22 protein-coding genes are annotated in these 26,793 nt (G+C 43.1%); 6 read left to right on the top strand and 16 right to left on the bottom strand.

Going from position 1 to position 26,793, the window contains the following annotated elements:
- Positions 1–118 precede the first annotated feature (118 nt).
- Positions 119–1,111: an MsnO8 family LLM class oxidoreductase gene (locus BN1080_RS13550; protein WP_052652791.1), complete on the top strand. Its 993-nt coding sequence runs from the start codon at positions 119–121 to the stop codon at positions 1,109–1,111.
- 51 nt (positions 1,112–1,162) lie between these two features.
- Here BN1080_RS13550 and BN1080_RS13555 read toward each other — a convergent pair whose 3' ends face one another.
- Complete coding sequence (locus BN1080_RS13555; RefSeq protein WP_052652793.1) at positions 1,163–1,738, bottom strand: DUF2269 family protein; 576 nt, start codon at positions 1,736–1,738, stop codon at positions 1,163–1,165.
- A gap of 261 nt (positions 1,739–1,999) precedes the next feature.
- On the opposite strand from BN1080_RS13555, the gene BN1080_RS13560 reads away from it, so the two are divergent.
- The 3 genes from BN1080_RS13560 (at position 2,000) to BN1080_RS13570 (ending at position 4,603) form a co-directional block, all read left to right on the top strand.
- A complete protein-coding gene (locus BN1080_RS13560) occupies positions 2,000–2,800 on the top strand; it encodes a CPBP family intramembrane glutamic endopeptidase (RefSeq protein WP_052652794.1) in 801 nt (266 codons plus the stop codon).
- Between the two features lie 182 nt (positions 2,801–2,982).
- Positions 2,983–4,005, top strand: a complete 1,023-nt coding sequence (locus tag BN1080_RS13565) for an STAS domain-containing protein (protein WP_052652796.1) — start codon at positions 2,983–2,985, stop codon at positions 4,003–4,005.
- A gap of 142 nt (positions 4,006–4,147) precedes the next feature.
- Positions 4,148–4,603 carry a hypothetical protein gene (locus BN1080_RS13570; protein ID WP_052652798.1) on the top strand — a complete coding sequence of 152 codons (456 nt, stop codon included), beginning with the start codon at positions 4,148–4,150 and terminating at the stop codon, positions 4,601–4,603.
- A gap of 103 nt (positions 4,604–4,706) precedes the next feature.
- Here the strand turns inward: BN1080_RS13570 and BN1080_RS13575 are convergent, their stop codons facing one another.
- The 5 genes from BN1080_RS13575 to BN1080_RS13595 all read right to left on the bottom strand — a co-directional run bounded on the left by BN1080_RS13575 (position 4,707) and on the right by BN1080_RS13595 (position 10,880).
- A complete protein-coding gene (locus tag BN1080_RS13575; RefSeq protein ID WP_052652800.1) occupies positions 4,707–6,977 on the bottom strand; it encodes an ATP-binding cassette domain-containing protein in 2,271 nt (756 codons plus the stop codon).
- Between the two features lie 268 nt (positions 6,978–7,245).
- A complete protein-coding gene (locus BN1080_RS13580; protein WP_052652801.1) occupies positions 7,246–7,839 on the bottom strand; it encodes a DUF4230 domain-containing protein in 594 nt (197 codons plus the stop codon).
- A 188-nt stretch (positions 7,840–8,027) separates the two neighbouring features.
- A complete protein-coding gene (locus tag BN1080_RS13585) occupies positions 8,028–8,651 on the bottom strand; it encodes an EcsC family protein (protein ID WP_110925651.1) in 624 nt (207 codons plus the stop codon).
- A gap of 269 nt (positions 8,652–8,920) precedes the next feature.
- Positions 8,921–9,763 carry an aldo/keto reductase gene (locus tag BN1080_RS13590; RefSeq protein ID WP_052652811.1) on the bottom strand — a complete coding sequence of 281 codons (843 nt, stop codon included), beginning with the start codon at positions 9,761–9,763 and terminating at the stop codon, positions 8,921–8,923.
- 220 nt (positions 9,764–9,983) lie between these two features.
- A complete protein-coding gene (locus BN1080_RS13595; RefSeq protein ID WP_052652813.1) occupies positions 9,984–10,880 on the bottom strand; it encodes a LysR family transcriptional regulator in 897 nt (298 codons plus the stop codon).
- 129 nt (positions 10,881–11,009) lie between these two features.
- On the opposite strand from BN1080_RS13595, the gene BN1080_RS13600 reads away from it, so the two are divergent.
- Positions 11,010–12,275, top strand: a complete 1,266-nt coding sequence (locus BN1080_RS13600) for a dicarboxylate/amino acid:cation symporter (RefSeq protein ID WP_052652815.1) — start codon at positions 11,010–11,012, stop codon at positions 12,273–12,275.
- Positions 12,276–12,302: 27 nt separating this feature from the next.
- Positions 12,303–13,592: an aminotransferase class V-fold PLP-dependent enzyme gene (locus BN1080_RS13605; protein WP_052652817.1), complete on the top strand. Its 1,290-nt coding sequence runs from the start codon at positions 12,303–12,305 to the stop codon at positions 13,590–13,592.
- Positions 13,593–13,702: 110 nt separating this feature from the next.
- Here the strand turns inward: BN1080_RS13605 and BN1080_RS13610 are convergent, their stop codons facing one another.
- From BN1080_RS13610 to BN1080_RS13655, 10 genes are all read right to left on the bottom strand, one after another.
- Complete coding sequence (locus tag BN1080_RS13610) at positions 13,703–15,181, bottom strand: phytoene desaturase family protein (protein WP_052652819.1); 1,479 nt, start codon at positions 15,179–15,181, stop codon at positions 13,703–13,705.
- A 314-nt stretch (positions 15,182–15,495) separates the two neighbouring features.
- On the bottom strand, positions 15,496–16,836 hold the full coding sequence (locus tag BN1080_RS13615) for a PQQ-dependent sugar dehydrogenase (RefSeq protein WP_052652821.1): 1,341 nt from the start codon (positions 16,834–16,836) through the stop codon (positions 15,496–15,498).
- A gap of 238 nt (positions 16,837–17,074) precedes the next feature.
- Positions 17,075–17,683, bottom strand: coding sequence for an ATP-binding protein (locus BN1080_RS13620; protein WP_052652823.1), 609 nt, complete (start codon positions 17,681–17,683; stop codon positions 17,075–17,077).
- Positions 17,680–19,635, bottom strand: a complete 1,956-nt coding sequence (locus BN1080_RS13625; protein ID WP_052652825.1) for a DDE-type integrase/transposase/recombinase — start codon at positions 19,633–19,635, stop codon at positions 17,680–17,682. The genes BN1080_RS13620 and BN1080_RS13625 overlap by 4 nt, the downstream gene beginning before the upstream one ends.
- Positions 19,636–20,357: 722 nt before the next feature.
- Positions 20,358–21,473, bottom strand: a complete 1,116-nt coding sequence (locus BN1080_RS13630; protein ID WP_052652827.1) for a DGQHR domain-containing protein — start codon at positions 21,471–21,473, stop codon at positions 20,358–20,360.
- 14 nt (positions 21,474–21,487) lie between these two features.
- Positions 21,488–22,021: a hypothetical protein gene (locus BN1080_RS13635; protein ID WP_052652828.1), complete on the bottom strand. Its 534-nt coding sequence runs from the start codon at positions 22,019–22,021 to the stop codon at positions 21,488–21,490.
- A gap of 251 nt (positions 22,022–22,272) precedes the next feature.
- Complete coding sequence (locus tag BN1080_RS13640; RefSeq protein ID WP_052652830.1) at positions 22,273–22,770, bottom strand: hypothetical protein; 498 nt, start codon at positions 22,768–22,770, stop codon at positions 22,273–22,275.
- Positions 22,771–22,802: 32 nt separating this feature from the next.
- Positions 22,803–23,915, bottom strand: coding sequence for a toll/interleukin-1 receptor domain-containing protein (locus tag BN1080_RS13645; RefSeq protein ID WP_052652832.1), 1,113 nt, complete (start codon positions 23,913–23,915; stop codon positions 22,803–22,805).
- Positions 23,916–23,996: 81 nt separating this feature from the next.
- Entirely contained in the window at positions 23,997–25,226 is a 1,230-nt protein-coding gene (locus BN1080_RS13650; RefSeq protein ID WP_052652834.1) for a restriction endonuclease subunit S, read from the bottom strand.
- A complete protein-coding gene (locus tag BN1080_RS13655) occupies positions 25,201–26,784 on the bottom strand; it encodes a type I restriction-modification system subunit M (RefSeq protein WP_052652836.1) in 1,584 nt (527 codons plus the stop codon). Before BN1080_RS13655 ends, BN1080_RS13650 begins: the two co-directional genes overlap by 26 nt.
- Between the last annotated feature and the right edge of the window lie 9 nt (positions 26,785–26,793).

The following is a 26,793-nucleotide window of genomic DNA, read 5'->3' on the forward strand; positions in this document are numbered from 1 at the left end:
TTAAACAGGACGTGCGGAATGGCTTTTTGCCCCTCAAACAGATAAAGTGATTTCGCGTGGCCGGACTGCTATACTCCTTATTATGCAAACTAGCAATATAAGGAAGGAAGTTAAATAAATGAAATTAAGTGTACTCGACCAAGCGCCGGTGACGGCAGGAAATACAGCAGAAGCAGCCATGAACAAAGCGGTGGAACTCGCCGTTCTCGCTGATGAGTTAGGCTACACGCGCATGTGGATGGCGGAACACCACGGCTCGGGTGCTTTTTCTAGCTCCGCTCCGGAAGTCACGGCTGCTCACTTAAGCGCGAAAACGGAACGGATCCGCATCGGTACGGGCGGCGTCATGATGATGCATTATTCGCCGCTGAAACTCGCGGAAGTGTTCAAAACCTTGAGCGCACTTGCACCGGGCCGCATCGACTTCGGCGTCGGGCGTGCACCGGGAGGCGACCACAGTTCGATCTACGCCTTGTCGCAAGGACGCCGTCCGATGACCGATGATATGTACGGCAAATTCGATACGGCATTAAAGCTGATCAACGACGAAGTGCCGGAAGAAACGCTCTACAATAAAACCATCGCCACCCCGACCCATATCCAATTGCCCGAAGCGTGGCTGCTTGGCTCAAGCGGCAACAGCGCATATGAAGCTGGCCGAATGGGCGTCGGCTATTCGTTTGCCCAGTTCTTCACCGGCGGCATGACGAAAGACATTTTGGATTCATACCGGGCGAATTTCGTCCCTTCCGCTTTCATGGAAAAACCCGAAATTTCGGTGTCGTATTTGGTGACGACCGCAGAAACTGCCGAAGAAGCAGAATACGAAGCATTGCCGCAGGACATTTCGCGTTTGATGCTTATGCGCGGCCGCATCATGCCGCTCATGACACCGGAAGAAGCGCAAAATTCTGCGCTCACCGAAATGGATCGCATGCAAATCCAGGCGAGCCGCAACATCCATCTAGTCGGCGCCGCAAAAGACGTCGCGGAGCAATTGCAGCAGGAACAGCAGCAATACGGCTTCGAAGAAGCGATGATCTGCAGCATCCCGCATTCGCAGGAGAAGCGTTTGGATGCGTACCGGCTGCTCGCGAAGCACTTGCTGTAATTCATTCGAAAAAGCCGTATCCTCCTCAGGATACGGCTTTTTTCTTTGGTTTCATCGAAATGACACGGTGTCGGTCGACGTTTCCGGTCGCGTTTTGCTTAAGATCACCTGCGCGATGCCAAAGCCAAATGCTACTGCGAGCACCATCGTAATGAGCGAGCCGAGCAATGCGAGTTTCACTGCCATTAGGAACAGGATGCCCAATACGAGCATCGACATAATCGAGACGGAATTCCACAGAACGCGGTCTCGGACTTTATTCATCAAAGCGGGCGATGGCACTGCATCCGTTTCCGCTTCCGCTGCGGCCAAGATTCCTTTCAGCCGGCGGAGGTTGATGACCGGACCCAAAATGCTGGTGCCAAGAAGCGCCGCCAACGACACGTTGATCCAAGCGGTGCCCCATCCCCAAGCGGAAAAGACGAGATACAACGCGGGCAACAGGATCAGCACCGTGCTCATCGGAAATAGCCCGTCCGTTTTCACAGCGAGCCCCGACCAGCGTTTGACGTTTTCCGTGTCTTTCGACTGCAGCATCGACAGCATCGACAAAGCCAAAATCGCAATCGCCATAAACATGATCACCGCACCTAAGATATGAAGAAACAATACAACATTATAAAGCATTGTTCTTTCCTCTTCTCCAGTTCAGTCGTCTGTAAAAGGATTTCAAACTGCCGGCAATAAACGCTGCGATTCTTCTGTTTTTGGTGCACTTCCCTCCTTTTTTCGTAATCCGCGCTAAGGTGCAATTATTTTCGTAACCAGTATACGCCTCATGATTAATAAAATCTACATGTTATCTGAATATTTTGATATTAATTTGATTAAAATGATATGATGAAGTGGAAATACCGCAATAAAATCCTCCAAAAGGCGGCGAGGCCAATGTTTGAAGAAATGCGTTCCCGGTTTGTCATCGGCATTATGACGGTCGCGGCCATCGTTTCGGTTTCTTTATTGCTGCAAGCCACGGGCAACGCCTATCTTCAGTTTATTGTTTTTCTCCTGGCTTTCTACACCGTCCTGCCCCTTTGGATTTGCAGCTCCTATTTCCGGAAGTATGGCATTAAAGTGCGCCGGATTTTTTTCTTCACCGGCACAGCGCGCTGGATCCCCCCTGTAGCTGGCCTCACTTTACTCGTCCTGGTATTTTCCATCAGCATCTACTGGCTGATGCTGCGGGGGCTCGTGTCTGTCTCCCCGGCCGCAGTGGAAATCGCGCTTACGCCGGAGCCGATTCCCGGTGAACTCTGGTACCTCATAGCGAACGGTCTTATCATCGCGGTCCTCGCACCGATTGCCGAAGAATTCGTCTTCCGCGGTGTGCTCATGCACCGGCTGATTGCTTCGCTCGGTTTATGGAAAGGCATCGGCTTATCCAGCCTCATTTTCAGCGCATTCCACATCAACATTTTAGGCGCCTTCCTGTTTGCCGTAGTGGCCGCGCTCCTGTATTTAAAAACCGGTACGCTGCTCGTGCCGATTCTGCTCCACCTGTTCAACAACACCCTCTCCGTTTTCCAGTACGCCGTCAATCCCGCTTTTCCCGAATGGCTGATGGTGACGAGCACGAATGATCTGTATACGAAAGCTGTGCCGAATTTGATTGCGCTCATTGCCAGTTCCGCTTTGCTGCTCTTCTTTATCCTTTGGCTCGCCCGGGATTTGAAGAAAAAAGTTTCTTGAAATAAAACATACCCGCAAGCTTTTGGTTATGGATATAAATAAGTAAGGTATCGGTCAATTATAATTTTTATTTCGCCCTGCATAGTTTTCTGCAACTTAGGGAATAAGATACAAAACTTATTATACTTAACGGCCTTCACACAAATAATGGGAGCAGCCAGCAAATCGGAGGAAGACTTGAGATGACAAAAAAACAACTGACAGTCGGCGATGTGGATTTACAGTGGGATTTGGAGAAAGCGGAAGTCTTGTTTGACGGCGGAGCCGTCGTGTTCTTTTGGATTTCCGCGATGGAAACGTTTTTTGACTCGATCCGGGAAATCGCCGGAACGGAAGCCACCAAACTGGTGTTGGAAACAACCGGGTTCCGCCAAGGCGTCGTCGTGGGTGAAGAATTTCTCCACATGAAAAATATCAATACATCCAATATCATTGAATGGCTGGCCAATACATACGCCCCCGCAGGCTGGGGAAAAGCGAAAATCGTCAAGATGGACGAAGAGACGAAGCAGTTCACTTTCCACATCCAAGACGATTGGGAATACAAAATGAATCAGCGAAAACAAAAAGGTCTCGAAGGCATTTTTGTTCATGCCCATTACGCCGGCGTCTTGACCGGCCTTTTCGGCACGAACTTCTGGTACAAAACCATCCAATATCAAAACGACGAAAACCCCTACAGCATCGTTGAATATTATCCGTCCGACATCACGGTGCAATCGAACATCCATGACCTTTCGCGAAAACAGGAAGCGCTGAAGATTCAAGAACTGGAGCGAATGGTCGATGAGAAAACGATGATGCTGCAGAAACTGATAAAAGAAATTTCGTCTCCAATCATTCCGGTACTGGAAAATATCGTTGTCGTGCCCATGATCGGCAATTACGACGAAGAGCGTTCGGAAGACCTGATCCTCAATACGCTCAGCGAATTGCCGAGACACCGGGCGCATTACTTGCTGCTGGATCTGACCGGCCTCCACAAACACATTTCTGAACACACCGCGAGGCTGATCGATAAACTCGGCGCTTCTGCGCGCCTGCTCGGCATCGAAACGATACTCGTCGGCGTGTCGCCGGAACTGGCGATGGTCATTGCCCAATCCGAAAACGATTTAAATAAATTCGAATGCCTGAAAAGTCTCCAGCATGGCATCTATTACGCGCTTGGCAAAAGCGGACGGACCATTTCAAAAGCAGACTGATAATCAAATCGCCTGCCCTTTTCTTTTGAAAAGTGTGGGCGGTTTTCTTATTGAATAAACGCAGCATGAATGGGGTCCGTATTTACAGCTGTCCGGTTTTATCTTATGATTGGGCGAATAGCTTAGTTGAAGGAGTGGCAACATGAACAGATCGGTAATGAAACAAATGGGCGAAGTGCTCGATATTTTTAACAGTATGCCGAATTGCACAGTGGAAGAACAGGAAGACGGCCGCTATCTAATCGCTAGCCGCAATCCGGTTCTTTGGAGCGATTCCCTTGAAAAGAAAGACCGCACATCCTTGCATAAAATCGGGTACATCACACCGCACAAAGCATCTCTCGGCCTCTACATCGATTTTCCGCATGATTATTTGGACGTAGACCGCGCCGAAGACATCATCAACCCGGAACGCACCTTGATGTATTATGCGCCTGGCGTCAAAGCGCCGACCGTAAAAAGCTGGTGGCGATTCCGGTCAAATGAACAGTTCGACAGCATCCACTTGGTTCTGCGCAAAATCGAACTGGACCTGTATGACTTTAAGCGGGAAGACTGGATCGAGTTGATGAAAGAGATTACGGAAGTTCATCAGTGAATAATGGTTTGCTTTAGATAAGAAAATAAGACAAGGAAAAACCTCCCAAGCTTAGGGAGGTTTTTCTGTATGGTTGATCTAGAGAGAGTTAAATAAAAAGCTTTCACCCCTTCACACCCTTCTTCAACCACTTCGCCGTCAACGTACCAGCCTCTAACATCTCTTCCGGTGTTCCTTCAAACAAGACTTCACCGCCCCTTTTCCCGCCGCCTGGGCCCATTTCGATGACCCAATCGCTCGCAGCGATAAAGTTTAAATTATGTTCAATAAGGATGACCGAATTCCCTTTGTCGACGAGCCCTTGGAAAACGTCCAACAGCTGCGCATTATCCTGTGTATGCAGTCCTAAAGATGGCTCATCCAACAAATAAATCTGTCCTTCTTTTTTCAGGTGGCTCGCAAGTTTCAAGCGCTGCACTTCGCCCCCGCTGAGTGAACTGGTCGTCTGTCCGAGTGTCAGGTAGCCTAAGCCAACGTCTTTTAGCGTATCCACTTTCTTGATGATTTTCGGCATTTTCAAATACTGATTGGTTTCTTCGATCGACAACTCTAAGATTTCCACGATATTTTTTCCTAAGTAACGATGCGACAAGGCTTCGTCGGAATACCTCGTTCCTCCGCACGCTTCACAAGTGACGGTCACGGGATCCGCAAATGCCACGTCTGGCGTAGTGACGCCTTTTCCTTCACAGACCGGACAAGCACCGAGTGAATTAAAGCTGAACAAGCCCACCGGCTGTCCGGTTTCTTTTGCGAGAATCGACCGGATGTCATCCATGATGCCCATGTAGGTTGCAAGTGTCGAACGGCTGGACGTGCCGATGCTGCCTTGATTCACCGCGATGGTTTCAGGGTAGTTGTCCGCAAATGCGCCGAACAGCAGCGAACTTTTGCCGGAACCGGAAACGCCGCACACCGACACCAGCACGTTTTTCGGAATTTCCACGCCGACATCCTTCAAGTTATTCGCCGAAGCATTTTGGATGGAGAAGTGCTCGTCCGCCTTTCGCGGATTTTTGTTGAGGGTGACTTTGTGATCCAAGTTGGTAATCGCAGAAGCTTTTTTTAAGCCGTCCTGCGTGCCTTGATAAACCACTTCACCGCCCCCCACGCCCGCTTTCGGACCAAGTTCGATGATTTCATCCGCCGTTTTAATGACCGCCAAATTATGTTCGATCACGACGACCGTATTGTAGTTGTCCCGCAAATCCTCCAGCATCCGCGTCAGCATATCAATCTCTTCCGAATGAAGCCCGGCACTCGGTTCATCGAAAATATACGTAATGTTGTTTAAACTGCTGCCGAGGTGGCGGGCAATTTTTACGCGCTGCGCTTCCCCACCAGACAACGTCCCCATTTTCCGCGAAAGGCTCAAATAGCCCAAACCGAGATCCACCAGCTGTTTGACACCCGGATAGGCTTGTTCGGCAATCGATGTGCCGACCGGATCTTTTATGTTTTCGAGTTCCCCGAGCAGTTCCGTCAGTTCCAAACGGGCATAATCCGCGATGTTGAGGCCGTTGATTTTGGATTCCAGCACTTTCGGATTTAACCCGGAACCTTCACAAGTCGGGCATGGCGTATGGGAAGTCACTGCGAGCACATCATCCTGGGAAACGTTTTTCAGCTTCGTGAGATCCCGGTTGATGTACAAACGAATAAACCGGGGCAGAATGCCGTCCCATTCGATGTTTCGGCTCCCCACTTTGTAGTAGTATCTGCTAAATGCCTGTTCGCCTTCCTTCGGACCATAGACGAGCAGATTGTATTGATCTTCCGGGTAATCTTTGATAGGAAGATCCGGGTCGAACAAGCCGCCGTCCACCATCCACCGGCCTTGCCAGCCGGGAGGTGCGAGCGGTTTGAATCTCACCGCGCGCTCCCGCAGCGATTTTGAGTGATCAATAAGTTTATGGACATCCGGTGCCACGATTTCACCGAACCCGCTGCATTCCGGACATTTCCCGAAAGATGAGTCACTCGAAAATTCGGTCGCTGAACCGATCGACGGACTACCGATTCGGGAGAACAGCAGCCGAATGAGCGGATCAATGTCCGTGTAAGTGCCTACTGTTGATCTCGAATTGCCCCGCACCGGTTTCTGTTCCACTACAACCACCGGACTTAAATTCTGCATCAAATCCGCTTCCGGCCGCTCATAACGCGGCATCTGGTGCCGGACGTAAAGCGGATAATTCAACGTCATCTGCCGTCTGCTTTCCGTTGCCAGCGTATCAAAGACGACCGAGCTTTTCCCTGAACCGGACAGCCCGGTAAACACATTTATCTTTTCTTTCGGGATATTCAAATCAATATTCTTCAAATTATTTTCACGGAGCCCCCGCAAAATGATTTCATCTCTTTTATCTGGCATTTTGAAAGCCTCCTCCAAAATTCGATCAGGGTTTCCCTGCTAATTAAAAGGGTTCCCTGTTTTGGGGAGGGTTACACCAAAAGTTGCTTTGTAGGCGGACCGCTTTTTGATAGAGATGTTCGTTTGTGTAGTGCACTTCTTAGGAAACCATGTAATTTATGTTAAACATAAAATAAGACCCGCTACCCCACGTTAAGTAACAGGTCCAATTTATTTTTATCTAGCAGTAAATGTCTTTCAGAACTCCGCTTCTCCTAAAACACTATTTTTAATAAAACTCAATAATAATTTCATCTTCTTCATCGACTTTTAAGAAAGATTTCAAGACTTTCTCTGTTCTTTCATCTGCCTCTTTCAAAAATCCTTGACCGATTTTCTCTTCTTCAAATTTCTTCGATTCGGCGTATATATCATCAATAATTTTCTGAGTAGGAGGATCTGAAAAGATATTACCTTTCACATCTTCTATCTTCATGTCTTTGAGTTCCACAACATTATCAAGAATTTTTGCTTTTGGAACTTTGACTGTCACTTGGTTTGCCTCTTCATCGTCCGTTATTTCTACTTTCGAAAGATCCGATCCGGCTTTCAAATACCCCTTATACTCTACGAGCTTTATCGTCTCTGCAAAGCGAATATCAGTCAATGGAATCTTTTTGTCGTCTCGGTTAATCATTGCTTTACTATACTCATACTCTAATGTAGCCAATTCTGATATCTCTACCACTCTTTCTTGGAGTAATGATGTATGAGAACTTTGGCTAGAAGTACTTCCAGCTGGTTTAAATTGAATGAAAAAAACTAAACCAACGATTACAAGAAGTAACATCGAAATAAAAACGCCTACTAATCTTTTTTTCATTTATCTGTGCTCCTCATGTATTATTGCACTCACTAATGCAGCGAGCTAATCGATTTCTCTACTTTTAATTCGAATGAATATACCTAGATTAATTTAACCCTTAAAATTCTTGTCTTTCAGAAGTGATAGTCTTTCAGTACGAAGCTTGGGAAGTATTATTCCTGAGAAGGTGTTCTTATATACGGTAGTCAAACAAACACTTTCTTAGCAGTCTTTCCAATGATCCCTGTCCCTATTCCGTCAACTGTACCCCCAATAATTCCCCCAGCTACAGGTATTGCTTTACCTAAATTTACTACACCTTTTTGTCCAAACTTAGTTACTAATCTAAAACCAACTTTTTTATTTATTGCTTTAATGACTTCACCAGGTATTCTCAAGACAGCTTGCTTAGCAAAGGCGTTACCTGCTTGAATACCAGCCTTTTTCAATATATCCGAAGCTGATTTTCCTGTTAGACAAACAAAAACAAATGTCTTAACTTGATCGTCTTTTAAGTCATAACCTTTCATGTGTGCAATAGCTGCAATCATGCGAACTTGGACATACATAACAGAAGCAATATTGGCGGGTAATGTAACCGGCAGAACAACTATCCCACCGAGCCCGGTTAAAAAGCCACTAGTAGCCGCTTTCGTATTCTGCCACCGAATCAAACTATCGATAGCTTGATCAGCAGTGTCATGTTTTGATAAAAAATTCTCGGCCATTTCATAAGCCGAATCCGTCCCTGGAATTCCATCCAATGATTTCTCATATGCCCAATCCAAAATTTTTTCTATCTTGCTTACGGAAACTTCATTTGCAGCCACGCTATTCCTCCTAAATAACACTAAGTTTATTGAATATTAGTTTAACAGGTATTCAATAAATTAACTCCTTATTTTTTAATAAAAGGATAAAAAAGTAATTAATTCAGTTAGTCTTAAATTGATAGTCTCATTCTTTAATTATAATTTGTGATTTGTTAGGTCATTCAGATTTAACCACAAAAAAAGAAGCGCCCTTTCTAACCGAGCGCTTCCTTGTAAATTAAGATTTTAAGTCTGTATAGTCTCTATACCCTATAAGCTAAAAATTCTCAAAACTCCTCATGCGTCGCCGGATCCATCCCGAACAATCTGCCGTCCGGCCGAGTCATTCCGGCAATCGCCGCCATTTCTGATTCGCTTAACTCAAAATCAAAAATGTTGATGTTTTCGCGCTGCCGCTCCGGCGAAGTGGAGCGCGGAATTGAAACCGAACCGATCTGGTATTGCCAGCGCAGTACGACTTGCGCAATCGTTTTATGGTGGGTTTCGGCAATCTTTTGAACCGTTTCTTCCGACATGATATCGGCCGCTCGCGCAATCGGGCTCCAGGACTGTGTTTGAATCCCAAGTTTTTCATGCACGTGCCGCTGCTCTTCCTGGTTAAAGAACGGATGCAGTTCCACCTGATTAATGCTTGGTGTAACCCCTGTTTCCTGAATAATGCGCTCCAAATGTGCCGGCAAGAAATTGCTGACGCCGATCGAGCGGACCAGTCCCCACTTCTGCGCATCAATCAAGGCTTGCCACGCTTCTACGTAAAGATCCTGTTTCGGAAGCGGCCAATGAATGACGTATAGATCGAAGTAATCAAGATTCGAACGATACAGCGATTCCTGAATCGCAACCATTGCCTTCTCGTAATTATGATAGCGTCCTGGCAGCTTCGACGTAATCCATAGCTCTTCGCGCGAAATGCCGCTGCGCTTGATGCCTTCCCCGACGGCTCCCTCGTTCTCATAATTATAAGCCGTATCAATCAGCCGATAACCGGCGTTGATTCCGCTGCTCACCGCATTCGCTCCGGCATTGCCCCAAAGTCCATATGTACCGAGCCCCGTCACCGGCAATTTCGTTCCATCATTCAATGTCACTTCTGGTATCGCTTTTTCCATTCACTTTCACTCCTCTCAAGTATAGTTCAAGAGTACTCTTAAGGAGGTGTGAACTCAAATTATTCAGACTTTATGATTTAATCTATAAGAATGAAGTTAAAAAATGATTTTAAAAGGAGAAAACAGAGCTACTTAAAATGTTAGAAAGTTCGTATAGAAAGAGATAAACTTTTTTCACATGGAGAAGATTAAAAATAGTACCTATCAGTGATAATTGCAATCACCTTCTCCACGGTCTAACTACCTCCTCAATTTCAACCTTTAAACCAAGGATTAATTTACTGACCTCTTTCACTTGGCTATTGCCCCCTTCCTTTTCAACCTGAAAGCAGGAGCGGCTTGGCGGGGGATCCGTTAAGAGAAATACATCCACCAAACCTTTCGCGTGAAAATCCCTGGCAATTGAAACGGGAACGATTGCCCACATCATCTCATCTTCCAAAAAGTCTCCGAGCATTTTGGCAGTATCTATTTGGATAAAGGTATTGCTTGTTGGCCCCCAATGTTTTTCATGCCAAATTTGGTAGTTCATCCCCCAATTGATAAACAGTTGTCGCTTCGGATTCAACGAACTATTGTCCATTTCATATTGGGTTATCCCTGGATTCTTTTTCTGGATCAAGACCATCTGTTCCTCGAACAGCTTTTGAACTTTGACGTTTTTCAAAATCCGGTCCTGCAGGGAAAATCCGATATCGATGTTTCGCTGGTCGATCAAATAGTAGATTTCATTGGATTGATGTGTATGAATAGCCAACCGAATATCGGGCACCCGATGCACGATTGCTGAATAAATATCTTTTAATACGTAGTTGTGGACACTGTCTACTGCACCGATGCTAATGGTCGCTTCTGCGCTGCCGGCTTTTAAATTCCTCGTTTCTGAATACAAAGTTTCAAACCTCTCGGCAATCTGGTAAAAACGTTCTCCTTCGTTTGTCAAAGTCACGCTTTTGACGCCCTTTTCCCGGTTCAATAATGTTACATTGTATTCTTTCTCAATCGAATGAAGCCGTTGGCTGATGGTTGATTGCGATACATACAAATGCTCGGCCGCTTTCGATAAACTGCCCAACCTAATAATCGCGAGAAACGATTCAATTTGGCTGTAATTCATGCTTCCCACCTCATATATCTGTTTTCCTTATATTTAATACCAATAAATTTAATTTTACACTATTTATTTGAACTCCTATACTTAAAACAGAAAGTTATTTCTTAATTTTCTTACAAAGGGGGAAGCTTTATGAAATGGTGGTTGAATTTGCCGTTATATACGCAAATCGCAATCGGAGGAGTAATCGGCATCATCGTCGGGTTTTTATTAGGGGAAAACGCAAAGTACTTAGAACCCGTTGGAACGTTGTTTATCAACCTTTTGAAAATGTTGATCATCCCGCTTGTCGTAACTTCGGTTCTCGCGGGAATTTTGAAAATGAAAGATGCTAAATCAGTCGGAAAAATCGGGGGAGGATTTTTGCTGTATTTAGTTCTTACAAGTTTCATCGCTACATCATTCGGAGTCATCGTGGCACTTATTTTACAACCAGGAAAAGGGCTTCAATCTTTACTGGACCACGGGGAAACTGTAGAAGCGGCAGAATTCAGTTTTGTCGAGCATTTCATGACGTGGATTCCGACGAATATCTTCCAGTCCCTCGCGAATATGGACATGCTGCCAATTATCCTTTTCACCGTTTTCATTGGATTGGTCATGATTACTTTGGGAGAGAACAGCGTTCCTACCGTCACAAAGTTTGTAAATGAGAGCGCTAACATCATGCTCAAATTGACAAGTTACGTAATCTTGCTTGCCCCGTATGGCATATTTGCCCTGCTTGCGAGCTTGGTTGGAACGTTCGGATCGGAAATGCTTTCTGCTGTTATCAAATTTGTTATAGCGGATTACATCGCATTGATTTTGGTTCTTTTAATCGTATATCCGATTATCCTCAAAGTCACAACAGGCTTAAACCCAGTTCAGTTTTATAAAAACATCTATCCATCCATGCTTTTTGCTTTTACTACCTCAACGAGTACCGCGACCATTCCGGTCTCGATGCAGGTATCTAAAAATAATTTAGGAATCAGCCAAAAAACGTCCGGCTTTACTATTCCTTTTGGAGCCACTGCCAATATGGACGGCTTTGCAGTAGCCATCGGAGTTATTTCAGTGTTTGCAGCCAATTTGTACAACATCCCGATCACGATTGGCATGATTCTGCAATTTGTTTTATTGGGCCTTGTTTTATCCATTGGGGCTGCAGGTGTACGCGGTGCAGGTATTGTCATGTCGATCGTGCTTCTTGAAGCGCTAGGCATGCCCTTATTGATCATCCCGATCCTGGCAGCGATTTGGCCGGTCATCGATATGGGGCATACCACCCTTAATATTGCAGGAGATTTGACTGGAACTACCGTTGTCGCTAAGAAAAATGCTGATTTAAATGAAGCTGTTTTTAATTCTACCAACAATCCAAAAATCGATACATCAAGTGAAGAAGTATTCTAAGAAAAGCATTGAAAGGTCGTGTGTCACATGTCAGAACGCAATACAGAATTTTTCCCGCAGGAGCTCCAGGATCAGTTAAACGATCACTTTTATTTTTTAAAGCAAGATGTGTATGGCAATGACCGTATTTTTTTTGAAAACGCAGGCGGCTCCTTGCGTTTAAAGGCGGCAGTTGATGCTCAAGCCAAGTATTCTGCATTTCCAGATTGCCCAGAACGCAATCATGACGTGGCGTTAGATATTCGCAACGTCATTGCACAAGGAACGGAAGACATCCGCTTGTTCCTGAATGCTAAAGACGGGGCGATCGCTTCATCGCTTACTGCTTCGAAAATCATGTTTGAAATCATTACTGCAGTCGCTGCTTCAAAATCCGGCGGAAATATTGTCACGACAGCAATTGAGCATCCATCGTCATTCGATGCCTGCCAATTTGCTTCAGAACAGTATGATCATGAACTGCGCGTTGCAGCAGCGGACCCGGCTTCGGGAAGCATACCACTTTTGAATATCCTTGAGTTGATTGACGAAAAGACGGTGTTAGTATCGGTCATTCTAACTTCAAACATCACGGGAGCGATGCATGATATTAAAGAATACGCAAAAGCAATCAAAGAAAAAAATCCCGACACGGTCATTGTCGTAGATGCGGTTCAAGGGGCACCTCATGGCGTGATCGACGTCGATGATTGGAAAATTGATGCATTGAACATAGCGCCATATAAAATGTTCGGCAACCGCGGAGTCGGCTATGCTTACCTTTCAGACCGCATCGCTTCCCTGCCGCACCATCGCTTGCTTGCAACCGATACAGATAATTGGAATGTCGGCAGCCCGACGCCTGCTCATTTCGCAGGGTTTACCGAAATCATCCAATACATTTGCCACATCGGCAGCTACTACACTGAATCAACGGATCGCCGAACTTTAATTGTCGAAGGGATGAAACGTATTCACCTGCAAGAACAAGCAATCCTCCATCGTTTTCTTCATGGATCTGCGGATGCGATGGGCATCAAAGAGATGCCTGCAGTCACCATTCATTTCGAAGAAGCAAATGGGATCAACCAGGATCTGATCTTAGCGCTGACTTTCGAAAACATGTCCTGTGCCGAGGCCGTCCAGAAGTACGGCGAACACAATATTCTTGTTTACGCCCGAGAATCCAGCAGCCATTACTCCAAAAGAATTTTGGAAGCGGTCGAGCTTAAAGAAATCGTAAGAGTGTCACCGATCCATTGCCATTCGAAAGAGGATGTGGATGCATTTTTAAAAACGACTCAAGAAATCTTACTTGCGGCCAACGTACATTCCTAATGTTAAAAGGCTTTCTCTTCAGCATCACAAGATGTTGAAGAGAAAGCCTTTTGCTTTTCTTTAAAATGATTTGAATTATATTGTACAAGCTAAAATCCGCAGCAACCGAATCAAATCAGCCGCCGTCCGGCAATCGACCGCGCGGCATGGATGCCGCTGGTCGCAGCGCCAATTGTGCCGCCGCCCGGAAACACATGATCTCCGCAGATGTAGAGATCCGGCAGCCCGGAGTGGTGGGAAACGGAATTGAAGAGGGAGGCATCCAATGTTTGTGGAAATCCGCCGACAAAGCCGTTCGGCCGTCCGGTGAAACGTTCCCAGCCTTTCGGCGCGCCGGTTTCCATGTGGACGATCGCATCTCGGAAACCGGGAATCACTGCTTCAATAGCTTCCAGCATCCGTTCGGTCAGCATGCTGCGGGTGGCGTCGTATTTTTCTTTCGTATTCCAATGCTGTGCTTCGGTATGAGTGGAAATCGTTATCGTCTGCATGCCTTCCGGGGCGCGCAGCCGGTCATCCGGAAGTGATGCTGACATGAAAAAGTGGCCGCCTTCCGACATACGTTCGCCAGTGGAAATTTGGCGGAACGGCGGCAGCGGTTCGCCGAGCTTCGTCGAATCCACTGCAATATACAGCGTCAGCGTCGTCCACATCGGTTTTACGATCGCTTCGCGCAACGGTTTTTTCATTTGGTTTAAGTTATCCGGCGCCAGGATTTTCGGCAACTGATGGACCGGGACGTTAAGCACCACATCTTCCGCTTCATATACATTGCCGCGTTGATCCCACGCTTGCCACACGCCGCCGTGCCGTTCGAGTTTTTGGACGGTGCGCGGCTTTTTTATGATGCCGCCATGCTCCTTGATGCTTTCGGCCATCTCTTCCGCCAGACGGTAAAGCCCACCCGGCACGTAATAGGCGCCTTCATGGTAGATATCGAGAGCCACTGCTGCAAGCAGATACGAGACGTCTTCGCTGCCCGTTTGCATACTGTCGATCAACAAGCCGTCCAGCATGTGACGAAAAGCGGCCAGATGATCCAGTCCATGCTTATGCAGGCGCTGCTCCAAGGTTTGATTGGCAAATGGCAGAAGCCGCGCATGGCGAGGGCGGATGGAGGCGGACAGAAACGCCCATTCCTTGAGAGTTGCAGGCGGTAAAGCAGGAAGCGGCCCCATCAGCGTCCGAACAGTTGAAGCGGTCCGATAGATTTCTTTATAAAACTTGCGAATATTATGTTCATATTTTGGGAATTCCTGTACAATGCGATCGACATGCTGTTTGCGGTCTTTCAAAAATACAAATGTTGCATGAGGATGCACCATTTCCATCACTTGGTCGAGCGGTTCGAGCGGCATTGACTTGTCCAGGAAACGGAATACCCGCTCATGAATGCCGCCCGCCTCCAGCCCCATGCCAAGCGTGGCGCCGACCGGAAACAGCAGCTTTTTACGCTTGAACTTGCTCGCGCATCCGCCCAGTTCCGCCGATGCTTCGAGCAGCGTCACCTCCATGCCATGCTTCGCGAGCAGCGAACCCGCCGTCAATCCACCGATTCCCGCTCCAACGATCAAAACCCGTTTGCCCATGATCCAGCCTCCCTTTTTCTTTCATCATGCCGATAATCAATAAAAATAGCTACTAAAAAAACCGACTGCAAGAGCCGGGCTTCAGAATGTTTACAATGGATGTCTTTACGAAGGCAATCTCCAAAGCACAACAGGAAGATTACCTTTCCAGCTGTCTTCAAATCGTTATTGTGCCGAAACATTCATGAACAATAAATTTTACTGATAAAAATACGAAAGCCGTATCCATTAACCATTGCGGTTAGCAGATACGGCTATTTCTTCATACAATTCTAGTTAATAAACCGAACCCTTTTGACGTAGGGACGCTTTTTTTATTCACCTGCTGCAGAAACCTTATAAATCTTACCGCCATCAGTGGCTGCAATAAGCGCGCCATCCTCCGTTACAAGAATATCGCGGAAACGTTCGCCTTCGTCAGTCAGTAGACGTTCTTCTCCAACGATGGTGTCATCTTCAATAACGACACGCGCAATATAGCTCGACACTAAACCGCCGATGAACAAGTTGTTCTCCCATTCAGGAATTGCGTCGTTATCATAAAATGAACTGCCACTTGGTGCACTTGTCGGGTCCCAATAATATCTTGGTTCAATAAAGCCTTGTGCCTCGTGTTCTGAAATACCATCATTGATTAATTCACCCGTATACTCGATGCCATAAGAAACAATCGGCCATCCATAGTTATTGCCTGGTTCAACAATATTCAGTTCATCCCCAGCTTGTGGACCGAATTCGACAATCCATAAGTCTCCTGTTTCAGGATGGAAGTCCACACCTTGAATATTCCGGTGACCGTAGCTGTAAATACCGTCCAATGCGTCTTCATCTTCGATAAATGGATTTGTCTCTACTGCTTCACCGTCTTGTGTAATGTGAATGACTTTACCTAAGTAAGCATCCAAGTCCTGTGCACGTTCGCGAATGGAATCATCTGAACGTTCACCCGTTGTTAAAAACAGGTTGCCTTCTTCATCAAAGATAATACGTCCACCATAGTGTAAGTCACCATCATATGCTGGTTCCGCTTGGAAGATTACTTCAAAATCTTCAAGTGAGGCTTCATCTTCTGATAAAACACCTTTACCGAGAGCCGTTACAGTACCACCTTCAACGTCTTGAGAAAACGTCAAAAATACCATTCTTGAATCGTCAAAATCAGGGGCAATGGCAACATCAAGCAAACCGCCCTGACCTCCGTTAGCTACTTCTGGAGTACCTTCGATTGGATCTGAAACAGATCCATCTTCAAGGTTTACAATAAGAAGTTCTACTTCATCTCTTTGCGTAACAAACAAACGGTTCGGTTCAAACTCTTCCATGCCCCAAGACACGCCAAGACCCTCAGCAATAACTTCCACATCATATTCTGTTTCCGTCACTACTGCAGGTGCTCTTGTTTGTTCTGGAAATGCCGGTTCAAACTCAGTAACTTTCGGTTCAGTTTCTGCAGATTCTGTATCTGCACTTTCCTCAACCCCCTCTTCAGTACCTTCTGCTGTTTCAGGGCTCTCGTCAGCACTTTCATCTGTTGCAGCATTCGTATCATCCGTTGATTCTTCGTTTGAAGTATCCTCATTGCCACATGCTGCCAAAGCCAATATAAAGATCAGCATTGAAAAGAATAAAAACCTTGACCACGAAACCTTCGTCATCGTTTTTCCTCCCTCTTCAAAATATTAAACTGACTATCTATTAAAGTGCAGCTCCTAAAACCCAGTATCAAAAATTGATTAAGACACCCTATATCATCATTAAAAATACAAAACCCATTTGAAAATAATGTTATCATAATTATTTGAAAATAAATAATAACTTTGCTTTTTTCATGAATTTACTAAATTCTTGTAAACGCTTCTCTAGGAGTGGCGCATCTCCTGACAATTCTAATTTCTACACAAATAATAAAACTCTATCCCTCAGAACCATATATTCAAAGGATAGAGTATCTTTTATATGCAATTGTAGTTTATAGTCAACATCGTTTAGAATTTTTTCTTTCCTTGGGAGGCAATACCTCATTATCCGTTTATAGCGGGTATTGGATTTTTTGATGTGTTCTTTGGTTTTCAGGATATACATGAGATGGGCCATGGCAACAAAGGAGACTTGGAATCCTTGCTGCACGGCATGCACACCTAATGCGACGGACAAATGCGTCTTGCCTGCACCTGTCGGTCCCATTAAAATCAGTGTAAAATCCTCCTCCACCCAATTCAGCTCTTTTAACACATTGAATTGCTTTTCACCTAGAGCGTTTTGTTCTTTCAAATCATAGGTATCCAACGTCTTTAGCTCCGGAAACTCCGCCCACTTCATCAGGCGTTCCGTGGTCTTCTGTTCACGGCACTGTAGTTCATAAGATAACAATTCATGCGTGAACTCATGGTATGTCCAACCTTTGGCTTCTGCTTTCCGAAGAAGTGCAGGCAGCTCTTTTGCTGTCTCTGCCAACCGCAAGGTTCGGCATTGCTGCTGTAACGCATCGAAAGGATGGCTCATCGCATTCGCCCTCCACTCAACACTTTGAGGTATGTATCGCTGGACCGTTCAGGCGCTTTCAACGCCATATATTTTTGGTTCAGTTGGATTTCAGGGGCTGGTGGTTGCTGGACCTGCAGGTCTAGAGAATAAGCGATATCGCGAAAATCGTTACCACTGATCAATTGCAGTTTCCGGACTTCCTTCAAAGCGGATCCTGCGCTGTTTGGATGATCGCGGATGGCCTTTTGAATCACTTTCAGTTGGTCAATCAAATGGCGTGGATACTTCTCAGTGAGTGCCTTGATAAACCACTGAATGTCCTCTTGGTTTGAAAAGGCATCCGCCAATTGATGGATCAACAGGCTACGCTTCGACTCACTTTTCGCTCGGTGCAGCGGATCTGAAATGACCAATCCTTTTTCAGCTGAAAGCTCATGTTTCGCCAATACGGGACCCGTTGGTTTCAAACGAATCAAGAATGTCTGATCTTCTCCAAGTTGAAGGTAGGCCTTATTTGCCGAACCTTCTTGATACGTTCCTGACGGTACGCTATACCGGTTTTGCAGGTAGCGGATGACATTGTCCTTGTGAATTTTTCTTGTTATACTGGACGTGAGAGTATTCTCAAACAGATAAGTGGTGGAGACTTTTCGCAAGTGTTGCTTTTCCAGGGCGTGCACTTCGGAAGGTCTCTTTTTTATATTGTGATGAACTTTATGATTGCCGGTGCGTTTTAACCAAGCCAAGCTGGCTTCATTCCAGGAGTCCAACTGATCGAACACTCGGTTTTTGCTGAAGTTGTATTTCACAAATTTCACGACCTGTTCGATCTTTCCTTTTGATTCGGGATCACTTTTCCGACACAGGTAAATCTTAAAGCCGCGAGCCGCCTGGTATTTGGTGAATTCCGCGGTCAAAATCAGATCTCCCGCATTTTCACTCACGGCGAGTAAAGCATCCTGGTCGTAGACCATCTCCACTGGCATCCCTTCATAATATGTAAAGGCATTTTCATGACACCTCACGACATCAGCTGTCCGAAATGGACGATCGAGCCACTCAACGTATTTATAGCGGGAATGGGATAAGATAAACGCAATGAAATTATAAAACTTTTCGGTGAAACCGCCTCTTTCATTCCATTGCAGGACCGCTTCCACCAGATGACTCGCCGCATCTGTGACATCCTGCTCCAGCGCGAAGAGAATATGCGGATAGAGCAGGACAAGCATATCATCGACAGTCGCTTCATCCAGATCTTCCGGCCACTTTGCCAGCGCTTCGCTAATCTTATCCAAGCTTTCGTAAATCGCCGAACTGATGCCTCCGGATGAATCATCCGCGATTTGCAGCATTTCAGTACATTCCTTGACGATAATCAAACTGAGACGGATAATCCTCTCCGCATCATGCTGCGAGTTCAATCCATCCAAATATTCGAGGACTCCCCATACCCCTTCGAGTGCTTGGTCTGTCCGGTCCCATTCGATAAATCCACTACGGCTGGCGCGGTAAGCCGACTTCTGTATAAGTCGACGCGCCTTTTCTTCATCCATGCCATTAGGATTCGCAAACTTCTCCGCCAAATAAAGTTGGACGGTTGGCTGCTTCTCTACCAGCTCCTCCAGGATTTCCAGCAGCTCCACTTTTTTCAGCGTTTTTAATCGCGCCTGTACATCCACTGCAGACGAACTGTTTTCTTTTTTATATTCGCAAATCGCCAGGCACACCGCCACTTCATGCTTGCACAGAGAATCCGATTCGAACGGGCAGGTGCAGTAAGAACCCACAATCGTCCCATCCTTCGTCAAATTGACGGACACCTCGTAATCCCGCGTGCCCATTACTAGCGCATGCCACCGATTCGGCGCGTCTTCCGTCAACTGCTCAATAAAATCCTGTTCAAAATAATCTAGGCCGCGCTTATAAAGCTTTGCCGGCACGGTTGTTTTCAGGTTGTTTAAGTTCATGAGAATTCCCCCTGGCTCGATTATAACCTGTGGAGGTTCGGGGTTGAACAGGAAGTTCTTATTGGGTGAGCCAGCTAAGTTGTTAGTGGGAATATAATGAAACAGCCTAGATAGGTGCTTTGTTTCCAGCTGTCCCCAGATAGTCCCTGTGTGCCAAACATTTATGCCTATTTTCGCTAAGACATAAAAATGCATGAAGAATCCTTCCCATTTCAATAGCGGGCTGATTCTTCATGCAATATTTTTGTATGCTAGGAATTGTGTGTGACACAGGGACGTGATTTTTAAGGACATGGATCGTTTCTTCCGACCAGCTCAACTCCTCATTTCTACCGCTTTCCTTTTCTCGTAAAGGAGTAGTCAATATGACAAAGGGAATTGACCGACTGGCATTATTATTCCCTTTCCTGGGGTGTAACTTTTTATTCGAACGGCACATTGCATGCTGATTGAAGTGTCTTGGATGAGATGACAAAAAAATTGAATGATGAAAAACTAGTTTAGTTCCCTTCGTTCTTCTCAGTTTTTTGGACAACCCGGCTGTCAGGTTCGAGACAAAAAACCGTCAATTTCTGGACAAAGTCATGCTTCACTAACTCCGTCGGTTTTTGAAGGTTTGCCTTCTTGATTTTCGTATTTCCTATATTTCACTTATTCCCAGCAGTTCCTAAATCGCCCTGTGTAATGCAACGCTAGTGGGAACGCGATTTTCCAAAGGCAATTTATTCGTTTAAACGAGATTGTGTTAATTTAGTTTTAAAACTTTTATATAAATCTGAAGCTGCTTTGTCACCACTCGCTCCATAAATACTAGAATTAATTGTTCCGTCCATTTTTTTAAGTCCTTTTAATAATTTATAAAAATTCTCATATGAAAAATCTTTTTGGGGTTCAGTTATTTCATATAAGTCTTTAAACAGAAGAATTAATGCATTATAGCCGGTCGTTTTAGTTAATAAACTAGATTTACTTTTCCAGTCTTTCGGAAGTATGTCGCTAATAGCTTTAAAGTAATTGAATAAAATTTTATATAATGCAAGTTCATTCTCTTGTGTATACAATTTCCAAAATAAAGAAAGAGAACCTCTTGTAACAGGTAATTCCATTAATGTCTGTTTATCTTTTTTTAATAAAAGTGTTCTTATAAAATGATATTTTTCATCATCATATATAAGATTTATTAAAGGTTTTGCGAAGGCACTTAAACTAATTATCCCCTCGCTTGCTATGTCATCTTTAACTCCTAAAAGTTTAATTTTATTGAGCCATGGAGAATCAAAATCTTTAGCAAATAAAATAGCTATATTAGCGGCCATTTTTCTTGGAGTATATACTTTATCGTGAAGCTCTTGAAATATTTGGACCGAAGGATTTACTTTAGTCTGCTCAGAATTTATTGTAATAAATATTCTCGCTTGTTCTTCAATTGAAAGTCCTAAAAAGATTGAAACTACTAACTCGAAATCTGTATTTTCTGAGTTTCTAAAACTCTCTAATCTATGTTGACCGTCTATTACACTAAAGGTCTCGGTAGTACTTTTTAAAATCAAATTATCCTCTGTCTTTGAAATAATATACTTTTCATCTACATTTAGAATAATTGAATTTGGAAAAGTTGCATCTGGGGACTCAAGATAATCTTGTAAACTCTCTATTTTTTTTTCATTTAAATTTCTTTGAATACCACTATAATTTAATTCATTAATATCTTCTTGCATTTCAATCATTAATCTATCTACTCTAGAAGAATCGTATAAAGTTTTTGCGTTTATTTTTGACGCATAAAACGATCCAATGGGCTGATGCGTTGTTATTACTTTTAGATTAATTTCTGACATACTATTCCTCCTTTCTATAACTTATATTCTTCGTCATCTACTTTTACCTTCTCTACGTTCCTACTTTTAGTAGCGCTTAATTGGACACTAACTGTTTCATTAACTTTTTGAAGACTATAATTTGATCTAAACACAACAATTAAAGTAAAAACAAAGCAGAATAATGTAACAGAATAAATTAAGTTTACGTTAAAGAAAATCATGCTTATTTCTATTTGTATGGTTAATATAATGCTTATGATTAATGCTATGAGGCAATTAATTATTATTGTGATAATAATTCCTTTGCGAATTTTCTCTCTCTCTTTGCTAAATTCAAGCAGTAAAATACCTGCTAACATACTTATTCCAGTGGTTAAAATAACATTTAAAATATCTTGCCTTTGCAAAATTTCAGCAAGAGTATCATTTTTAATCCCATAAATAAGAAAGACATTAATTAATATTGATAAATAGGAAATGAATATTAACGCAATAATGTTTCCTATTTCTTTCAATGAAGCACGTAAAAACCACCATTTTTTTAGCCACCAAATCTTTTTTGACACTTCTCTTGAACACCTCCTTATAACAATTTTTATGGAAATAAACTTATCTTTTATAATTACATAATTTCCCAAAAATATATCGATGACTTATTTTTTTTGTCCATCTAATATTGTGCATGGGACAATGTATGAAATATATATCATAGATTATTATCAGAATACTGAGAGTTTATTCTTTCTCAGGAACTTACTTTATTTCAAACCATTTATGAGCATAAATAAAACAGAACTTCGCTTCATAGATTTTTGTATTATCTACTTTTTTTACTCGGATTTTGTTGAGCCAATTTACTTCCTCCTAATTTTTTTCTAATTACGTTAGCACAAGCTTCTGTAAGTGGTTCGCCTATCGCTTCTTTATAATTAAAACCTAATAACTGCATAGTTTTTAAAGTATCTTTATTTATTAATTGAACTATTGCATCAGTGTCAATTCCATCATTCTTTGAACTTGTTGATCCTAAAGAAGACAATACTCTCACTGCTCCAGCAACTGTTTTTTGAAGGTATTCAATATCATCATCACTAATAGATACCTTTTCGTATAAGTCTTTGTATTGACGTGCTAACATCTCTAATTCAGATTTGTCATCTAAAAGTTTAGAAATGATTTCGTCGTAAACAGATTGCTGAGCTGATATCTCCTTATAGCTTTTTGCTTGTGTCATTTTATCAGATACCCATGATACAGAAGTTCTGTCTTTTGCTTCATTAAATCTAATTGCCAAATCAATTGATGATGGATCCATTAAAATCTCCTCCATTTTTTTATTTTTTCCACTTAACTATAGACACCAAATTTAATTTTTGTTTTATTATTGTCATCTCTTTGAGGATCATAGGAAGATTTATAATTAAAACTCCATTTAACTACTTTGTTTTCTTTAGGATATAAAGAAAAATCATGTAGCATTTCATCTGTAGCTGAATGAATTGATTTATTCCCATTTGAATCTGAAAGCTCAAAGTCAATATATCTAAACTCGATTATCTTGTCAGTGACATTGATAAATCTAAGCTGCAATTCAAACTCCTGATCTTTAAGTTTTTTAACCTTTTCAATCTTCACTTGAGTATTTAAATTTAGTGACTCGGTTTCGGCAATCACCTTCACCTTTTCAATAAAGGCTTTCTTGTCTCTATTCCAAATTTTATAATCAACTTCACCTAATTCAAAAACTTTAACCATTTTGTCTCTAAACTTATTTAAGCCATCTTCATCATTCATATGAAAAGATATTTTAGTTGGATCGATTGCCCCCTCAATTTTTTTAAAATCAAAGTTAGGTGTGAGAATTGTATTATACTGCTTTGATGTTATCCAAGCTGCTCCCATTTCGTTTAAGCTAGGGGCACTTTCGTAATAATTATGCGATAAAACAAATAACACCATGATATTATTATTAAGTTCTTGTTTTAAAAAGTCGTATATTGTTTCTCCATAGGGGATATCATAACCTGGCAAAGAACTACAGAAGATGTGTTTACTACTTTTTTTAATTCCAATGTCGTTTAATAAGGACACTAAAGCGTCGACATAAGCAAAGTCTTTTGAAGAATGACTGATGAAGATTTTATCGATTTTGCTGTTTCCTTCTACATCTGTTCTAGAATTTTCTACAAATTCATATTCTTTCAAGGCCCATAAAATCCCTATCATTTGATCGAAATGAGAATCTCCGTTACCATTTGCTTGTCTAGCAGCATCAAAAAAGTTTGATTTAATTTCTTCATCATGGACATACTTTTTTAGAAACATTTTGCATTTTTCAATCCATGTCACATATTCAGGACCATTAATGAAATATAGGCCATATAAACCTTCTTGCAAACATTCACTCTTAGCTTCATGTCCTTCTCTAATTAATTCTTCCAATTTAATTTGCGCTTCCACTGGAGCCCCTCACTTTATTCCTTATTATAGTTTATCGAAGATATGAGAATTTCAGCATCGGGTGGGTGACACTGATAATCCTTATACAAACATCCCCTGCATAAACCCTTTCTTCTGCTCCTCCAAAACCATCAACTTCTCTCTTTCTTTTTCAACCTTAAGATTAAGCGAGGTTAAGAAATCACTGATTTTTTCTTGTTCAACCAAACTAGGCACAGCAATTTTCATTTCAAAAAAAGCTGTGTCTTTAATGCTGACACGATCATGTCTCGCTCCACTATCGCCTTGAGTATATACATGCTTATACCATTGAGAGCTCATGAAGAAATACTTTAGAAATTTAGAATCAATGTTTTTAGTTTTAAAACAGAGGTAGAGCGGTGAAACGATTCCATCCTCTTCTAATTCATAAATATGAACCGGACCATATGGAGATTCACTAGATATCCGAGGATTATAAACAAAGTCGCCTTTTGAAATAACATAGTAACCGTCTATATTAAGTTCGTTAGCAATATCTTTTTTAAAATAACTCCTCTGAGAAATTAAACCCTGTTTGGCTGAGTTAGATATTACATTCGTAACTTTCATATCTCTATTCTTCTTTACTGTTTTCATTGCAAACTCTTTTAATTGCTTTGTTTCCCACTCCGAAAACTCCTCACCATCCTCATTTTTAAACCGTAACTCCTGCGAGAAAATCTTCTGCATCATACCTTTTTTTAACAGTGTCAGCTTATCAAGCTTCTCTTGTTGCTTTTCAATTTTCCCATCTATTAGCTCGAAGAAATCTGCAATTTTGTGTTGCTCACTTGCACTTGGAATTTTTATTAGATAATCCTGGAGATCTGGAGTATTTACAGATTGAACTGTAGTTCCTCCCTTAACGACATTACTCAACATTGCTTTTTCATTTTTCTTCATCCATTGATATAAAAATAAATGATGAAGTTTTTCATGTTTAATAATCATAGCTTTAATATCCTGATTTATTGCCATGGGAATCATTGTTATAGATAACGGAATTGTTCTATTAAGAATACCGCTTCTAACCACCAATAAAATAGTGTTCTTACCAACCATCTTGGTTGATGTTTCTGAAACAGCTGCTTCTGTAATATTAAATGTGGTTTTGTCTATTTTTTTTGGTCCTACCTCTTGAGAAGAAACCCAAGGGATATGTCCATCCTGCCAATATCTTTTCTCAGATTTTAAAGGAGTAGCTCCACCTTCTAATTTAACTAGCTTTTTTAACTCTGAAATGTCCCACTCACCTTTAAAACCATTAAATCTCAACTGAGGTACGTTCACCTAAACCAACCCCCAGTTCCTTAAAGTACTCCTCAAGCTCCCGGTCAATCTCTTCAATCTCCTGGTCGATCTCTTTCAGTCTTACCTGAACCGCATCCAAATCCACCGGCTCTTCTTCAACGAAAGTATCGACATAACGCGGGATGTTCAGGTTATAGTCGTTCTCTTTAATTTCTTTCAAACTTGCAGCGTATGAATAACGTTCAATTGTTTCGCGTGATTTATAGGTATCGACGATTTTGTCGACGTTTTCGTCTGTCAGGTTGTTCTGGTTCTTGCCTTTTTCGAACTCGTTCGATGCATCGATGAAAATCACATTGGCATCCGCTGCCCGCGTCTTCTTGAAGACCAGCACGCATGTCGGAATAGATGTGCCAAAAAAGACATTAGCCGGCAAGCCGATGACCGCATCCAGGTAATTTTTTTCTTCGATCAGGAATTTACGGATAACCCCTTCGGCCGCTCCGCGGAATAAAACACCGTGCGGCAAGACGACTGCCATTGTGCCGTTATCATCCAACTGATGGATCATATGCTGCACAAATGCAAAATCTGCTTTTGATTTCGGTGCCAATTTTCCGTAATCGCTGAAGCGTTCATCGTCCAGGTATTTTGCGTCCGCGCTCCAATTGGCGGAATACGGCGGATTAGCGATAACTGCTTCAAAACGCATTCCGACGTGTTTCGGGTTTTCTAATGTGTTGTCATTCTGGATATCGAAATCGGTATAGCGCAGATCATGCAGCAGCATGTTCATACGCGCCAAGTTGAAAGTTGTCGTTGTCAGTTCTTGTCCATAGAACAAGCGAACCTTCGACTCTTTAGCAACGCGCAGCATCAAAGAACCCGACCCACAAGTCGGATCGTAAACGTTTTTCAAGTTTGGCTTATCATGTGTCACGATTTTTGCCAGGATTTTGGACACTTGCTGTGGCGTGTAAAACTCGCCCGCTTTTTTCCCTGCATTCGCCGCAAATTGCGAAATCAAGTATTCATAGGCATCGCCCAACACATCGATATCCACATCATCGTGCAAGAACGGAATATCGTTGATGCTCAAGATGATTTTGGCAATCAGTTTCGAGCGAGATTTTACATCGCGGCCAAGTTTTGTTGAAGTCAAATCCATGTCATCAAAAAGATGTTCGAAGTCCTGTTGGCTATTTGTGCCAAGTGTGGATTCTTCGACCGCTTTGATCGCTTTATGCAAAAGTTCGACGTCGAAAGTTCCTTTGTCGCCTTTTGGAATTTCGCGAACCATCGATGAAAAGAGGTATTCGGGTTCGATGACAAAACCGATTTCTTCAAGCAGCGCATCGATCAAGCCCTCTTTGTATTCTTCGTCTTTCCATGCATCTTCATACGAAATATTGTCTTCTTCGAGTAATTTCGCAATGCGTGCTTCCGTCTTTTCGGACAGATAGCGATAGAAAATCAAGCCTAAGATGTAGTTCTTGAAATCGTAGGCTTCCATTTGGCCGCGCAAATCATTGGCCATCGTCCATAGCTTTTTATGCAATTCAGCCTGCTGCTGACGCTGTTTTTCTGAAGTTGTCATGGTTTCTTG

The sequence above is a fragment of the Planococcus massiliensis genome (assembly GCF_000821325.1).
In the GTDB taxonomy this organism is placed as follows: domain Bacteria; phylum Bacillota; class Bacilli; order Bacillales_A; family Planococcaceae; genus Planococcus; species Planococcus ruber.

Bases quoted from the DNA above. Each gene is read 5' to 3' on its own strand.
- BN1080_RS13630 (WP_052652827.1), bottom strand. From the start codon at position 21,473: ATGTCAGAAATTAATCTAAAAGTAATAACAACGCATCAGCCCATTGGA.
- BN1080_RS13600 (WP_052652815.1), top strand. From the start codon at position 11,010: ATGAAATGGTGGTTGAATTTGCCGTTATATACGCAAATCGCAATCGGA.
- BN1080_RS13640 (WP_052652830.1), bottom strand. From the start codon at position 22,770: ATGGATCCATCATCAATTGATTTGGCAATTAGATTTAATGAAGCAAAA.
- BN1080_RS13570 (WP_052652798.1), top strand. From the start codon at position 4,148: ATGAACAGATCGGTAATGAAACAAATGGGCGAAGTGCTCGATATTTTT.
- BN1080_RS13620 (WP_052652823.1), bottom strand. From the start codon at position 17,683: ATGAGCCATCCTTTCGATGCGTTACAGCAGCAATGCCGAACCTTGCGG.
- BN1080_RS13615 (WP_052652821.1), bottom strand. From the start codon at position 16,836: ATGACGAAGGTTTCGTGGTCAAGGTTTTTATTCTTTTCAATGCTGATC.
- BN1080_RS13550 (WP_052652791.1), top strand. From the start codon at position 119: ATGAAATTAAGTGTACTCGACCAAGCGCCGGTGACGGCAGGAAATACA.
- BN1080_RS13565 (WP_052652796.1), top strand. From the start codon at position 2,983: ATGACAAAAAAACAACTGACAGTCGGCGATGTGGATTTACAGTGGGAT.
- BN1080_RS13625 (WP_052652825.1), bottom strand. From the start codon at position 19,635: ATGAACTTAAACAACCTGAAAACAACCGTGCCGGCAAAGCTTTATAAG.
- BN1080_RS13555 (WP_052652793.1), bottom strand. From the start codon at position 1,738: ATGCTTTATAATGTTGTATTGTTTCTTCATATCTTAGGTGCGGTGATC.
- BN1080_RS13610 (WP_052652819.1), bottom strand. From the start codon at position 15,181: ATGGGCAAACGGGTTTTGATCGTTGGAGCGGGAATCGGTGGATTGACG.
- BN1080_RS13655 (WP_052652836.1), bottom strand. From the start codon at position 26,784: ATGACAACTTCAGAAAAACAGCGTCAGCAGCAGGCTGAATTGCATAAA.
- BN1080_RS13605 (WP_052652817.1), top strand. From the start codon at position 12,303: ATGTCAGAACGCAATACAGAATTTTTCCCGCAGGAGCTCCAGGATCAG.
- BN1080_RS13595 (WP_052652813.1), bottom strand. From the start codon at position 10,880: ATGAATTACAGCCAAATTGAATCGTTTCTCGCGATTATTAGGTTGGGC.
- BN1080_RS13580 (WP_052652801.1), bottom strand. From the start codon at position 7,839: ATGAAAAAAAGATTAGTAGGCGTTTTTATTTCGATGTTACTTCTTGTA.
- BN1080_RS13590 (WP_052652811.1), bottom strand. From the start codon at position 9,763: ATGGAAAAAGCGATACCAGAAGTGACATTGAATGATGGAACGAAATTG.
- BN1080_RS13575 (WP_052652800.1), bottom strand. From the start codon at position 6,977: ATGCCAGATAAAAGAGATGAAATCATTTTGCGGGGGCTCCGTGAAAAT.
- BN1080_RS13560 (WP_052652794.1), top strand. From the start codon at position 2,000: ATGTTTGAAGAAATGCGTTCCCGGTTTGTCATCGGCATTATGACGGTC.